This is a genomic window from Enterobacter cloacae complex sp.6700776 (assembly GCF_048284255.1).
Taxonomy (GTDB): domain Bacteria; phylum Pseudomonadota; class Gammaproteobacteria; order Enterobacterales; family Enterobacteriaceae; genus Enterobacter; species Enterobacter intestinihominis.
The window spans coordinates 25,383-40,178 of sequence record NZ_JBLVYK010000024.1; the positions used below are offsets into that span (position 1 = coordinate 25,383).

Annotated in this window: 12 protein-coding genes; 11 read left to right on the plus strand and 1 reads right to left on the minus strand. The window is 41.8% G+C overall.

Features of this window, described 5'->3' with window-relative positions; all coding sequences use genetic code 11:
• Positions 1–8 precede the first annotated feature (8 nt).
• Entirely contained in the window at positions 9–1,061 is a 1,053-nt protein-coding gene (locus tag ACNQ0T_RS21415) for a hypothetical protein (RefSeq protein ID WP_001065778.1), read from the minus strand.
• A gap of 476 nt (positions 1,062–1,537) precedes the next feature.
• Here ACNQ0T_RS21415 and ACNQ0T_RS21420 point away from each other — a divergent pair, with 476 nt between their 5' ends.
• From ACNQ0T_RS21420 to ACNQ0T_RS21470, 11 genes are all read left to right on the plus strand, one after another.
• Positions 1,538–2,413 (plus strand): RepB family plasmid replication initiator protein, encoded by an 876-nt coding sequence (locus tag ACNQ0T_RS21420; RefSeq protein ID WP_000594611.1) that lies wholly within the window; start codon positions 1,538–1,540, stop codon positions 2,411–2,413.
• Positions 2,414–3,561: 1,148 nt separating this feature from the next.
• Positions 3,562–3,915 (plus strand): hypothetical protein, encoded by a 354-nt coding sequence (locus ACNQ0T_RS21425; RefSeq protein ID WP_000423602.1) that lies wholly within the window; start codon positions 3,562–3,564, stop codon positions 3,913–3,915.
• Between the two features lie 17 nt (positions 3,916–3,932).
• A complete protein-coding gene (locus tag ACNQ0T_RS21430; RefSeq protein ID WP_001447770.1) occupies positions 3,933–4,283 on the plus strand; it encodes a type IV conjugative transfer system protein TraL in 351 nt (116 codons plus the stop codon).
• Between the two features lie 11 nt (positions 4,284–4,294).
• Positions 4,295–5,083 (plus strand): TraE/TraK family type IV conjugative transfer system protein, encoded by a 789-nt coding sequence (locus ACNQ0T_RS21435; RefSeq protein ID WP_000783153.1) that lies wholly within the window; start codon positions 4,295–4,297, stop codon positions 5,081–5,083.
• Positions 5,083–6,354, plus strand: a complete 1,272-nt coding sequence (locus ACNQ0T_RS21440) for a TraK domain-containing protein (RefSeq protein WP_000592092.1) — start codon at positions 5,083–5,085, stop codon at positions 6,352–6,354. The genes ACNQ0T_RS21435 and ACNQ0T_RS21440 overlap by 1 nt, the downstream gene beginning before the upstream one ends.
• 1 nt (position 6,355) lies before the next feature.
• The gene (gene htdO, locus ACNQ0T_RS21445; protein ID WP_000521242.1) at positions 6,356–6,817 is read left to right on the plus strand and encodes a plasmid transfer protein HtdO; all 462 of its coding nucleotides are present in this window, start codon (positions 6,356–6,358) and stop codon (positions 6,815–6,817) included.
• Entirely contained in the window at positions 6,807–8,162 is a 1,356-nt protein-coding gene (gene trhB / locus ACNQ0T_RS21450) for an IncHI-type conjugal transfer protein TrhB (protein WP_000351841.1), read from the plus strand. The genes htdO and trhB overlap by 11 nt, the downstream gene beginning before the upstream one ends.
• Positions 8,163–8,169: 7 nt before the next feature.
• Positions 8,170–8,652, plus strand: a complete 483-nt coding sequence (locus tag ACNQ0T_RS21455) for a hypothetical protein (RefSeq protein ID WP_000377632.1) — start codon at positions 8,170–8,172, stop codon at positions 8,650–8,652.
• A gap of 118 nt (positions 8,653–8,770) precedes the next feature.
• Positions 8,771–9,523, plus strand: coding sequence for a protein-disulfide isomerase HtdT (gene htdT, locus ACNQ0T_RS21460; RefSeq protein ID WP_182911723.1), 753 nt, complete (start codon positions 8,771–8,773; stop codon positions 9,521–9,523).
• 9 nt (positions 9,524–9,532) lie between these two features.
• On the plus strand, positions 9,533–10,483 hold the full coding sequence (trhV, locus tag ACNQ0T_RS21465) for an IncHI-type conjugal transfer lipoprotein TrhV (RefSeq protein WP_001022588.1): 951 nt from the start codon (positions 9,533–9,535) through the stop codon (positions 10,481–10,483).
• Positions 10,484–10,491: 8 nt separating this feature from the next.
• On the plus strand, positions 10,492–13,173 hold the full coding sequence (locus tag ACNQ0T_RS21470) for a TraC family protein (RefSeq protein ID WP_000387412.1): 2,682 nt from the start codon (positions 10,492–10,494) through the stop codon (positions 13,171–13,173).
• Positions 13,174–14,796 lie beyond the last annotated feature (1,623 nt).

Genomic DNA, 14,796 nt, shown 5'->3' on the forward strand with positions numbered 1-14,796 from the left:
TCGGTTTTTTATTCCTTAAGGAGATCTCGAATTTCCAGAAGCTCTTCTAATTTTGGTTTAGAAAGAATGATTGCTGTATTTTCGTCGTTAAGTAAAGACAATAAAATATTTAGCTTTTCATCATTCAAGATTATTTGAACACCATCATCAGAAAATATTACATTTTTACTATCAACATTTTTGAACAAGTGTGCACTATCTCTACCAAATTTTAGTTCTGTTTGAGTATTCGTTATAGATTCCGTATGTGTACTTTCCACAAGCTCAAGAAATTCAGATTTTAGCCGTTCTGTTTTCTTATGCGAGAGGCGCTTAATACCCAAAGTCTTACGTGTGACTGCCGAATTTTTCTTTTCTGGTCCGCCTTTATTTAAGGTGTCTGGTCCTGCTCCAGCTGCATTGTGTTCAGGTATGCCTACAATTTTGCTCGTTGTAGTCTCAATATTCTTAACGCCAGGTAAGAAACCTTCTATATGTTTTAAAACCATTTTGTGATCGTTGGAATATTTTAACATTATTTCAATGGCGAGCGTTTTTTTGATTAGATTTAGGCTAATCAAACGTTGAAGCTCTAATGGCATATCAAGGATTTTTAGCATATTACGAATTGCGGTAGTTGATCGTTGATATCGCATTGCTAGTTCTTCAACCGAATACCCGAGACTAACAGCATGAGCTAATGCATGAGCTTGCCCAACCGGATTTAGCCCATTGCTTCTGTTACCATCGAGGTTCTCAAGGTATTCTTCAATTTCGTTTTTATAATCGATTAAGATAACAGATAATTTTGGAATATTAGCACCTTCAGAAATTGCTAATTTTAAGCCATGAAAACGAGTATGACCTTGACGAACTAAATATTTACCTTTTCTTTTTACGACCTTGATCATATCAACCTGCCTTCCTTCCTTAAAGGCTTGTTTGATTGACACAATCATCGATTTGACAGGTTCTTGTTCGTAACACAAATCTCCGATTACCGCCTCTCGGGGATTAAATCCCTTTTCAATTTCAACTAGATTAGTATCCACTTCAATGACTGTATGTTTGCTGTTGTTCATATCTTCCTCCTGTTTACTACATGATACATGAACCTCAAATTTGCCAAATAGGGCTGATACATCTAAAAGGTAAACTCAAAAAATTTGCTTAATAAAATTAAAATAAAAACTGTCTTGAATAAAACAATGATAGTAAACCCACTTTCATTTCCGTTTGCGATCTGTAGATATTGATAAAGGAGCGCTATTCCTTGTTTTATATGGACTTATCATTGTTTTCAACAGGTTAGATCAATTCTTTAGATCACTAAAGATCAATAGAGTTCAAGTAAAGATCACGGCATCTTTAACTCATTGATTATAGTAACTTTATGAAAGGATCCGGCATTCGGATGCATGCGAAAAGCATTTGAATGAATAAGGAAGGCATTTACTGGAATGCTTATGGCATTTAGGTAAATGCGTAAAAAGCATTTGCAAGAATATGTTATAAACAGTTTGCCAAATGAAAATCTTATCACCGACGAGTTAAGTTAATGATTAAAAACAACGAGTTAATCCATCCTTTTGACGTAACCAGTAATGAATCAGGTAAGACTTATCAACTGACGCCTAACTCGTCCAAGTCGGTTCAGCCCGTGGCCCTGCTGAGATTGAGTGTATTTACCCCTGTCGGCACAAAAGAAAACCGCGACCGAAACTTTGAAGTTGATGCCTCTGATGAGCTTTCGTGTATGGAAATTGCAAGATCGGAGGGTTATGACGACATCAAGATAACTGGTGTCAAACTATCTATGTCTACCGACTTTAAGTGCTGGCTCGGGATCATCATGGCTTTCAGTAAATATGGTTTTACTTCCGAGAAGATTAGCCTGACTTTTAACGAGTTTGCGAAGATGTGTGGTATCAGTTCAACAAACATCAACAAACGAACTCGTGCGCGCTTTAAAGAGTCATTAATGAACCTTGCATCGGTAGTGCTTGCCTTCTCAGACTCTCGTAGTGGTCGGTTCACAGTAACGCATCTGGTGCAGAAGGCTATGATTGATCCAAAAAGCGATACTGTTGAGCTGGTTGGGGATCCTTCTATGTGGGAACTGTATCGTTACGACCATAAGACATTGTTAAGCCTTCAGGTTCTATACATTTTGGCTAAAAAAGAAGCTGCGCAATCTCTCTATATTTATTTTGAAGCAATGCCAGCTGGTACGTTGTTCGTTAATATGAAACGGTTGAGGGAAAGGTTGCTTCTTACAACCCCTATTCGTACGCAAAACCAGATAATTCGTAAAGCAATGCGGGAACTTGAATCTATCGGATATCTCGATTATCAAGAAGTTAAGAAAGGTCGCGACATACAATTTCAGATCTTCAAAAGAAGCCCTAAGCTGGCCCTTGCCAAACAAGGTTGAAAGCTATCTGGTATGCACTGGTTATAACCTGCTGAAAAATAAGTTATTTATCAGTGCTATGCTTAGTGCTTCTTTTACTACTGGTCTTACATCTCGGCTTAATGTGCAAAAAAGTAACTTTTCAAACGAACTCCTGACTATTCATCTGTATGCCTTTCTGACTCAAGCGTACATGCTAGCCCATTCATTAAATGCCGTTGAGCAAGATGGTTTCGTGCGCACTCTATTCACGTGAATGCCTTTTGTGGATTACGCCTCTTACATTCATACAAATGCTTTTGATGTCGGTATCCCAAAAATTCATTCATTGAAATGCTTTTGTTTGCCACTGTATCCCGAGCATAGCTATGCAGTGGTATAAAAAGGCATTTTGGTGAATGGCATTAGGTCGAATGACACACAGTTCAGCTTTGTTAAGAGCGAGAATGGTCCAAGACATCTATGACATTGGGCATCAGAAGGACTATGTGCTTGATATGAGATCAAAAAAATATCAGAAGCATCACAACTCCAATGGCATTCAAAGAAATGCCTTTGTTTTGTTAGTACACCAAACAACCCAAAATTCATGCAGTTATATCAAAGACTCATTCGCAAAAGGACTCAGCCAGAAAGCATTTGCTTAAATAGCATTGGCCAAAAGCATTCGAATGAATGATGTTCGTATGGACAAGACAAAGTCCCACTCACGCCCAGAGGTGTAAAAGGCATTTAGATGAATGACGCACCGGCCCGAGGATTGTATGTAGTTTCTCCAACTGATAGTTGCCGAACCAGGGAGCACAGTGATATGCGGCCTTCTCAGAATCAAGAGATAGATAATAAGGGAACAAAAAAGATTAGATATGAAGCTTAGTTACCTGCCCGATATCTAGTTAGAGCTTTTCAAACCATCAAAAGTGACTTTTATGCTTGAGGAGTCTCATCAGCTTCAGGATTGAGCTTAACGTAATCTTACCCCCTCCCCTCTTTCAAACTTTTACTAAGCGTTCACTGGTACCTTTCAAAGATTATGCTTTAGGCCCTTTGCTTAAAAATTCACCAATCGCTAAACGTTAAAAAAAGGGGGTTTATGCGAACGGAAGGATCGGAATAAAAAAGTATTATTCATTCGCGTTTACGTGAACTCAAATCTACACGGAGTAATTATGGAACTTTCTTTAAATATTGGCCTTAGTGAAAAGAAATCTAACACGGCTGCACTTTTTAAAACAAAAAGCGCAAAAGTGATTTTGTTTGTTCTGCTGACCGTGCTTTTTTGCGGTCTGGCATATGCGGGTTCAGATGATGGGGCACTGGGAGATATTTGGTCATACATGAGTGAAAGTATGACTGGAGCTCCGGGCAAAATTCTGGCAGCCGCGATGTTGATCTCAAGCGTATATTTCTCTGTCCTTAAGCCTAACCCGGGCCTGGCACTGGTTTCATTATTCATGATGCTGGTAATGGCCAACGGCGAGAAAATTATCAGCACCTTTATGGATGCTGGCGTACCGCTGTAATTTATTGTTAATCATGCATGAGGGGGTTCATCCCCCTCTCTGGATTTTTAATGAGTAAGCAGAACGACGTTCCTCAGCATACCTATAGATTCCCTTTCAGGATCAACATGCCTCTACTGATTTTGTTTTGGGATGCCAAAAAATTAGGGCTTGCATTCATTCTGGTTGCATTTGGGAATATCTTCGAATGCTTCGGGTTTTCTGTTGTAGCAGCGGTTGTGTATTGGATTGCGTATAACAAAGCAGCTGAGTCAGGAATAAGAGGATTGCTAAAACACAAACTCTGGTGGCTCGGTTTTTTGCCAGGTAAAGCAGTTTTTAGTAGCCGTTATTTCAACGATCCATTTATCAGAGATTTGTATTCTTGATGGAGCTATGAATGAAAATGCTAAGTGGCATTAACATCCCTTTTTTCAAAAAATCTAAAAAGGATGAAAACGGTGATCTTGAACAGTCATACGTAAAGAAAGATGAAAGTGCTAAGGGACGTTTTTTGGACATTAAAAAACGATTTAGCCCACAAGCTGAAGCGTCAGGTGCTGGAATTACATACAGCGCCCTGATTAATCGTGATACAAAACTTATCCGCATTAATACTGTTTCAATAGCCGTCATTGGGTTATTGGTTGCAAAGATTCTTTTTTTCACTGACCCAGTGACGATTGTTACCCCTCCAAACATGAATGAAGAGATCACGGTTGTTGGTAACAAAGCATCGGAATCTTATAAAACACAATGGGCTCTCTTTTTTAGTACCCTTTTAGGGAATATTAATCCAACTAATATTTCCTTTGTGACGGCCTATGTCCTCGATGCCCTTTCACCTGAACTACAGGCTAAAACGAGTGAGTCTTTACAGGAGCAGATAAATATCATGCAGGCTCGTGGTGTTGAGCAGACCTTTAAGCCTAATGATATTTACTTTGATCCAAAAAATGACATGGTCTATGTCTGGGGTACCAAAACGACTCGACTTGTAAATGTTCCGGACAAAACTGAATCATCGAAATGGACTTATGAATGGGTTCTCGGGATGAAAAATGGTCGCCCAAGAATTGCATATGTAAATCAATATTCCGGAACACCGAATATTAAAAAAATTACGATAAACGGCAAAGAGCAACTGGCAACGCTGGATAATCCGCCACCGTCTACAGGTAACAAGTGATGATTAAAAAAAAGGGCTTAGGCTTCAACGCAATTACAGCATTGATCATGCTCACGACTTCGAACTGCGTAATCGCTGAAGAATACCAATTGCCAGCAACAATTAATAACCCGGTTGTAATGCCAGTTGGTGCTGACGGATTTCAGAATGGAGCTGCAAAAGCCATTATTCCGGGTCAAGCTGGTTCTGAACAGTCAGGTGCACAAACAAACCTTAGTGAAGCCGGTAATGCGCAGGGACAAAAACCTACAACTGATCTCCCTACCGTGCAACTTTCCCCAGCCAGCAATGCTTCGCCTGCGGTAAGCGCTATTACTGGAGCATTATCAAATAATCCTAGTCTCCCCGGATTTGACGCACAGACCCGATCTGGTGCAATTGATAGCTATGGGAGACCAACAGGTACCTCTTCCCAGCAGAATGCAACCAATGCGACCGCCACGTCAAAAGCCGATGAACTTTATGTCGAAGCTCGTAACCGATATAAAGAAGTTCAGCGTGTAAATGTGCCGCCTGGTGGGAATGTGGTACTGCCAGTTTCACGAGGACTTCAAAACAGAATATCGACCAGCTTCAAGAATGCTTCTGTCAGTACTTCTACCCCTGCTGAAGAGGCAAGCATATTTGTTAATGGTGGCGATGTCTTTATTTCAACTAATACCGATAAACCAATCGGGATTATGTTGTCTGAAGATCAGGTACCTGAATCGACCTATAACCTGACCCTGGTACCGCTTGATGTTCCCGGTGCGATGATTTCAGTTACTACATCTTTAAGCCCATCTATGCAAGCCAAACGTGAAACCTCATTGGATAAGCAAAACTATGAGGAAATGTTGGCCCGCTCCCAGTCAGAAGAACTGGCTCCAACGGATCCAAAACAAGACGATCATAAACAAAGAATCATTGATTTATTGACTCCTGTGGCTCTTGGTGAGGTCCCTTCAGGATTCAGTTTACAACAGGACCGACTTTCTCGTATTCCTGCGCCAGAGCAGTCACCATGTAACTTTAATATGTATGCAAAGCTCGGTCAGAGACTGGTTGGCTCACGTGAACTTATTGATGTAATTCTTGTGAAAAACGATAAACCATACGGTCAAATCGTTGCTGATCAGCAGTGTATGGCAGAAGGCGTTATTGCAAGTGCTTTATTTGATAAAGCATACCTGCAACCGGGAGAAGAAACAGAGCTTTACATAGTCCGGGATAAATTGTTCAAGGAACGCGAGGCCCGGGTTACAACCAGACCAAGTCTAATCAGAAAATAATATGGGAAAAGTTACTTTGCCTGCTCTGCTTGGGGCCACCGTGATTGGTTTTGTCGTATTTGCTTTAACCAGCTTTTACTACAGGTCAGAATATATACCAAAAAGGAGTGTATTAATCGTTCCGGACGCACCCATTAGTATCGAAGATGGCAGTAACGCTTTTCCCGTTCAGACAGTAATAATGAACGATCCAACTCTTATTGATAAATTTGTAGGAGAGGGCAATATTAATGAGGAGAATGCTTTTGACTATCACAAAAGTAACGTTTTGGAACCTAATTACAAACATGAAATATCTAGAACGAGCCAGATAGATAAAGCTGAAATGAATCATCCATCTGTTCGTGAAAACTGGGCCAGAGCAGGTGAACCCTATATCGTTCCTCAGATGTCTGACAGCGAACGAAATCTAAAAATTAAACGATTCCAGAAACCTACAAGTGGAGCTAATCATGGACATTAAAAAGGCCTGGGAAAATAAGACCGTCAGACTTTCTGTTATTGGCGCTCTGCTGGTAGTGATTGTTTATATTATTAGCCAGTCTATTTTTTCCACACCAGTTAAGAAAGAAAAGAAAACACAGAAAAAAGACATGCAGACCAATTTGTTGTTAGATGATTCGCAAATGAACAAATTGAGTAATGAAGAAAGCCAGAAAGTATATAAAGAAATGGTTAAGCAAAACCGACTTGACCAAAATGCGGCGAAAGAGGACCGCGAAAAAGCAGAAAAAGCCCAACAGGAAACTAAAGCCCAAGTTGCAAGTTTAACTTCTCAACTTCAGCAGCTGTCTCAGCAAATTAATGATATGCAGACAAATCGAAACGGCAATCGTAACTTGGATGCTGGTAGTTCGCGTAAAACGATTAATGAGCAGGCACCGGCAGCTCCTTATCAGCTTAATGCTAATGCGCCGATTAATGGCGTAAACCCTAATTACGCTTCTATCACACCTACGCGTAATAGCCCAATGAGAACAATCACACAAAGTTCCATTAAGACTAATGGTACCGATGGTGTCATTCAGGTTATGCCCGTGTCTGAAAACAGAATCAAGGAAGGCAGAGAGGTCATTGCAGGAGATAAAGCGCCAACTCGGACTGTACGAGGTGATGGTACTGCGCCAGTTGATAGCAAAGCGCGGCATGCTGCCCGAAAAGATGAAATGTTTCTTCCGGCAACATCTATTATCACTGGTGTTCTGATTACCGGGCTTGAAGCGCCTACAAGCCTTTCTTCCAAATCAGAACCAATGCCAGTAACGATGCGTATTAAAAAAGATGTCATCATGCCCAATAATTTCACCATGGATTTGCGTGACTGTAACCTTCTGGGTTCAGCTGTTGGTGATCTGGCGTCACAGCGTGCTTACATACGTGCCACTTCTATCTCTTGTGTTAATTCAAAAGGGAAAGCTTTTGACGTAAAACTGGAAGCATATGCTGTAAGTGAAAATGACGGAAAAAATGGGATCCGAGGCACGCTTATCAGCCGAAATGGTAACGCAATTGCAGGAGCTGCATTTGCCGGTGGACTTTCTTCACTTGCCGGTAGCTTAAGTCCCAGTAAGGTATCTTCACTTAACATCGACCCTAATTCACAGGCTCAGTATCAGTCCCCTAATTTTGGTGCACTTGGGGCATTAGCCGGGGCTGGTGCAGCTCAAGGTGGTCTTAATCGACTCGTCGATTACTACACCGCAATTGCAGAACAACAGTGGCCAATCGTAGAAATTAGCCCTGGCCGAGCTATTACATTTGTCGTTCAGACCGGAACTACAATTCCAACGAATCTGACCAGTCGCTGAGGTTTAAATGGATAGTTTAGAAAAAAAAGAATCGCCTGAATCAGCTGGACCTGAAATCACTAAAAAAATGGTGCGAGAAAGGACAACAAAAAAAATTACCTTCGAAATTGATATTGAAAAAATATTGAAGTATTTATTTTTCTTCGCCTTTGCCGTATTGGTCATTATTTATGGTTATAAAGGCTTTATGAATGTTTACGATTACTTCAATAAACAATCCCAGCCTTCGTACAAGATTGCAGTGCTTGACATGCCTGAATTACGTAAGGAATTTTTCAAGCATCACGGAGGCCGTACTGCTGACAATGATAGATCTCAATTCGAAGAATATTTCAGAACATTAATGAAGATCTACCGTGACCGTGGCTATTTAATTATTGATGCAACGCTTGCCGTTACTGTACCGGATAGTGTTGAAATCGTCACTTATATGGAACTTGAAGATAGCTCTGAAGCGGTACAATCAAGTTCTTATAATGCAAAGAAGTAGAGGGCACCCAATAGTGAAAAAGTTACTTTTCCCTTTAATGGCGGCTTTCGCCATTATGGCGAATACGGTCACTTATGCTTCAGAGCAGGTCCTAACTAATAGTGATGCTGCTGCGTTAATGGCAAAGGCAAAGGAAGGTGGCGTTTCACCCAGTCAGATCTCGGGTGTGTTATCAAAAATGAAAGGATATAAACCTAAGGATGCCATATACATTCCTTCTGGTGGGCTATACCTCTTTCAGGACGAACGTTCGCAGCTAATGGCAGTAACGACCGATGGCCGATACTCCCTTACTGGGGGAAGCCTTGTTGATGTAATTAAACGTAAACCTGTTCTGACTGTAGAAGAAATCAGGAATTCCTATTTTATTAGTCTTGATGAGGCCCCCTTCCCTCTGGAAACTGTAGCGTCCATTCCTCTGGGAAATTCAAAGCTTAAAAGACAAGCAGCCATTTTCATAACACTTGATTGTGACGGTTGCATGGAACTTGTTAAGAAATTCTATGCAGATCGGGACAAGTATCGGATAGATATTGTTTTAGTTCCCTCACCCGGTGAGCCAAAAGAAGAGCTTAGAAGGCTCTGGTGTAGTAAAGAAAAAGGAAAAATAAACAACCTCGATATTCTTCGTTGGCTAATGGGAAGCAAATCCGACATTGAAAAAAGATTGCTCTCTCAAAAAGAAGCAGAAGAATGTCCGGCGGAACCTTTGGTAGCGTCATTGATGCTCGCAGGAATTTATAAATTGCAGGGTGTACCTTCAGTTGTCAGACAGGATGGTTTGGCTGGTAATGGCATTCCAAAAGATTTCGACTACTGGTTGAACCAAAGCGTTGAACCTCTCTTAAAAAATCCATTTGAGACAAATTAAGGCTAGTTTATGAACATCAAAAGATTGGTACTCAGTGCTCTGGTTGTAGGTACATCCTCATATCTTACGGGGTGCTCCATCGGTAGTTCCGAATCCGAATGTCCAGGCATTGAAAAGGGCGTTATCTGTAAAGGTCCTCGCGAAGTTATGGAGTTAACTAATAATCGAGATGATCTGTCTGCACTGGCGGGGGAAGAGTCGGAATCGGGAAAGGAGAAATCGGCTGTCAATGACAGCCGTTATCCAACTGAAATTAGCCCTCCAGGGGAAGTCAAATATCCACAGTCTACTACCCTTAAAAATCAGCCTGTGGCTTATTCAAAAACCGAAATTAAGCCAGTTGGTCAGTTACCTGTCATGTACGATAAAACTTTAAAAATGGGTGCCCCTACTTCATCCATTGGACCACGGCCTATTTCTGGTGTACCGGTTAATTCAAACGTAAGGATGACTAGCAGTTATAGCACTGCCTCTTCAACTGGTAACCCTTTCGTTCATCCGGCTGCGGAAGTCGTTAAACAAACAAGCTATCCGGTTTCTGCTGGAAATGCCCCACGCTACGTTGCACCTAATTCTGATATCAGCCCTGGTAAGGATATGTACTCTCTTTACAATGGCCAGCCCGTTAACCCGACTCTCAACCCTGGGCAGATCCAGCAATACCGTTCGCAAGGTTATAAACAAGCTGTAGTGGCTCCTGAACCACTTGCTGTTCTGCAACAGGGGAAAGTAATGAGAATTACTTTTGCACCTTATACCGATGATAACGATGCGCTTAATCTTCCCGGCTACGTTTATGTCAACGTAAAACCGCAAACATGGATTGCTGGCAAGAATTCGACCTCAAACCCAGCTCGCATAGTTCCTTTAGAAGTACAGGATGCGGCCCGGGAAAATATGCAGCAGCAACAAAAAGCAACTAAAGCTGTCTCTTCGAACGGCATTGTTAGACAACTGTAAGGTCAAATATGGAAGCTATCAATAATTACAATAGCGGTTTAAATCGCCATCAATTAGGTGGGTTTATCCCTGTTTACGATCAATTAGCAGGGACTCACTATTTTTTGATTGATGGCAACAGATTAGGGTTTATGTTTATCTGTAATCCATCCCCTGGAGTTTTTGATAATCAGCAAGATGTTCTTGCTGAAATGTTCAAAATGGATTTCCCTACAGATACTGTCTGTCAAATATCTCTGACTGCATTGCCAGACCTGACTTTACAGCTTAGTGCTTGGTCAGCTGTGCGAGGTGGGCGTATGACTGGGAACGATAAGCTTAAAGCAGATCTGCTTAATGGTTATCAGTTGGACTACTACGACAGAAGTATGCATAAGCCTTTAAAACCTGATCATGATAACCTTATGTTGAGGGATTTTCAGGTATGGATCTCGCTATCGATTCCTTTACAGTCTGCCCTTCCTACCGAGCTGGAACATTCGCGTATCGATTCACTTTACTCTGAACTTGTAAGTAAGTTAATTACGATTGGATTGCATCCGTTTAAGGTCGATGCAGAAAACTGGCTCTATTGTATAGATAAGGTCGTAAACCCCGGAAAGAACTCCCGGTGGGCTGAAGGTTTCATAGACGTTAACACTATGAAAAGGCTTAATGAACAAGTTAACGTTCCCGGCCGTAAGTATACAGTCACAGAAAATCATTTCTCATCAGTCACACAAAGTGACGACGAATCTGAGCATCGTTACTTCAAACAACTTTCCGTTGTAAAGTTTCCTGAATACGTCAATTTCGGTTGTATGTATGAGTTAGTAGTTAACTGGATGCATGGACGTAAGACAATTTTCAGCCCATTTATGATCACTCAGACTGTTCAGTTTGCCGATCCGCTCAAGTTGTCAAAAGAAAACGTCCGCTACAAAGCAATCACTAATAAACAGGCAAGTATACCTTCAGTTGTCACATTCTGCCCTCGCCTGCGGGATATGGATAATGACTACATGGCCGTAACTCGCGAGCTTGAGGATGGCGCAAAGCTTTTAAGAGGGTATCTTACTTTCACTGTTATGGGTAGTAATGCCAATTCTGTGCAGACAGCAGCTAACGATCTCAAATCCTTTTACCTCGAAAGCCGGGTCAAAGTAGCAGATGATTCCTTTATCGTTTTCCCGTCATTTATGTCATGTCTGCCAATGTGCAATGACCCAAAGACAATTTTCGACCTTGACCGTTCCGAAGTAGTGAGCAACACCGGAGCGGCTCATATGACACCGATCTTTGGGCCCTGGAAAGGTAATACAGATAGACCAGTACTGAGTTTAGTTTCTCGTGAAGGTCAACTCATGGGACTTGATATTTTCAAGACTTCTGCAAGCTATAACATGGTTATTGGTGCAACGTCAGGTGCAGGGAAGTCATTCTGGACAGCATATCTAATCAATAACTATCTTGGAGCTGGACCGCGATCTAATAACCTCGTTCATTATCGCTCAACATTTAAGCATTTTTTAGAAAACGAATACCCAGATGATGATCCTGACGGTGCTCAAGTATTTGTTGTGGACGTGGGCCGTTCTTACCAGGGGATTGCGGAACAATATACAAACAGTCAATTTATTGATTTCGGTAAAACCCCTGACTTCACCCTAAATCCCTTTGCCTTCCTAACTGACATCACTGTTAACGACGATGTATTTAACGAAGCACCTGAATTTACCGGTGAATCAACTTCAAACGATGCAGAAAAAGACAAAGTTGCTCAGACCATAATGGTTTTGAATCAGCTAAAAATTATGGCTTCAGAGAAAGGCCTTATCGATGATTATCAACAATCAGTGATGCTTCAGCTTATTGCAGAAGAGTACCAAGAATCCAGAAAATCAGGTCGGACCGGTTCAATAACCGGCTTTGCTCTGCGTTGCAAGAAGCATGAAGACAAACGTATAAAGGATATTGGGGAGCAACTCGGAGCATGGTGCGAAGGTGGAATTTATGGGCACCGGTTTACCGATACGTTGCCTCCAATCAACTTCGACAGCAGATTTATTGTTTTGGAACTGGAGGAGCTAAAAGGCACCCCCCACCTTCAGACAGTTGTATTAATGTCTATCATTCAGGCTGCTCAGCATGCAATGTTCATCAAAAAAGATGGGCGTCGTCGCTTGTTCATCCTTGATGAAGCATGGGAGTACATTCGTCCTGATAATTCATCAGGTGCCGGAAATCAATCAAACCAATTCTTCTCTTCCTTCCTCGAAGCGGCATGGCGTAGGTTCAGGAAAACAAACTGCGCTGGCATCTGTATCACACAGTCGTTTGAAGATTATTTTACTTCTTCTGTTGGCCGGGCCCTGACTGCTAACTCGCCTTGGAAGATAATCATGAAACAAGAAAAAGAAAGCATTGAAGCAATGAAGGCTAATAAATATTTTTCTACTTCAGATGCAGAATATGAACGTATGAAAAATATTCGTACAGTCAAAAAGGTGTTTTCAGAGATGTTAGTCAGGTTCGAAAACTTCCAAGAGATCTGTCGGTTATACGTAGACCGGAAAATGGAGCTTTGTTTTACTACGGATAGTGCTGACAGGAGTAAATTATGGGAAATTCAAAGCCGCGAGAATTGTAGCTATGGCGAGGCAATAGAAATTCTCTATGCTCAAGAAGTAGCAGCGGGTTTGGCCGCGTAGAGTAAATATCTTCAAGCAAAAATAATTAAACCAGATGTCTCATAAGAATCTGGTTTTTTATTGTATGCCTTAAGTAAACAAATGAGGTTGTGACTTAATGAGTTCATCACTGTGCTGCAAATTTTGGTTTTATAATTAATGTGGTGTAAAAACAGTGACATAAATACAAATCGCAGTTAGGTTGTGTACGCATTAAGTAAACAAAATTTATAACTTCAATACTGACATTATAAGATGAAAATCACGTAAATTACATTTTTGTTTACCAAAGGTAATCAAAGTAGCGCGGCATTATTAGTGAAAACAGATCACTGGTGTCATTTTGCATACAAAACTTAATATCCTTTAATCATTCTTCTAAAAGTTTATTATTAACGGTTTGGTTTCTGAAAATTTATCCAATTTGCTCACCGAAGACTTTTAACTTATTTAACCCCCTTTATCGCCAAACTGTGATTTTCTAATGTTAGTCTACAGTTCTAGGGCCCTTGCTCCCATGATGCGAATCCTGCCACCTAATAAAGATTAACGCCTCATTCCTGTATGCCGGTCTTACGACGCCAGTGCACGGACTATTTTTGGTCATCACAAGGACAGGCGGGAGATTTAATCAGGGCGTGGTGTTGCTGAGCAGCAGCTGCGGCACTGTAAGCCGAAGGCGGAATTAACTCCTTTATCACCATCTGGGGACGTCATTATGGGTAGCCCTTTTAACTTACTCAGGACCATTAAGCTAAAATTCCGGATAGCGATTGACGTAAGATTTAGGCTAAGCAGGTAAAGTGATCCCCGCTCCCGGGGTGACAACTTTATACAAAAGGCCGAGCGGAAGATTGTCCTTAGGGAATATTTCTTTAACACAGCACGGGCACTTACTCACGCTGCCGGATTTAACCCCCTTAATCGCCAAACTGGGGTTCTGTCCTCATGCTGGCCTTCAGTTCTGGGCGGGGTTGCTATCACTTGCTCCCTAATGCGAGATGTACCTGCTGATACAGATTAACGTCATATTCCTGCGTGCCGGTCTGCCGACACCAGTGCACGGGCTTTTTTCGGTCATCACATTACCGGGCAGGAGATTTTATCAGGACGTGGTGTGACTGAGCAGCAGCTGGGGCACTGTCATCCGCTTGCAGATTTAACCCCCTTAATCGCCAAACTGGCGTTCAGTCCTGATAGTGTCCTTCCGTCCTGGGCAGGGTTGCTAACACTGGCTCCCTTAATACGAAATGCGCCTGCTGATAAAGATTAAAGTCACATCACTGCATACCGGTTTGCCGACTCCGGTGCATGGCCTTTTCCGATAATCACAAGGACGGACGGGTGATTATATCTGTGCATAGTATGTCTGAGCAGCATCAGAAGGCACTGTCAGCCACTGGCAGATTTAACCCCCTTAATCGCCAAACTGGCGTTCAGTCCTGATAGTGTCCTTCCGTCCTGGGCAGGGTTGCTAACACTTGCTCCCTTAATACGAAATGCGCCTGCTGATAAAGATTAAAGTCACATCACTGCATACCGGTCTGCCGACTCCGGTGCATGGCCTTTTCCGATAATCACAAGGACGGACGGGTGATTATATCTGTGCATAGTATGTCTGAGCAGCATCAGAAGGCACTGTCA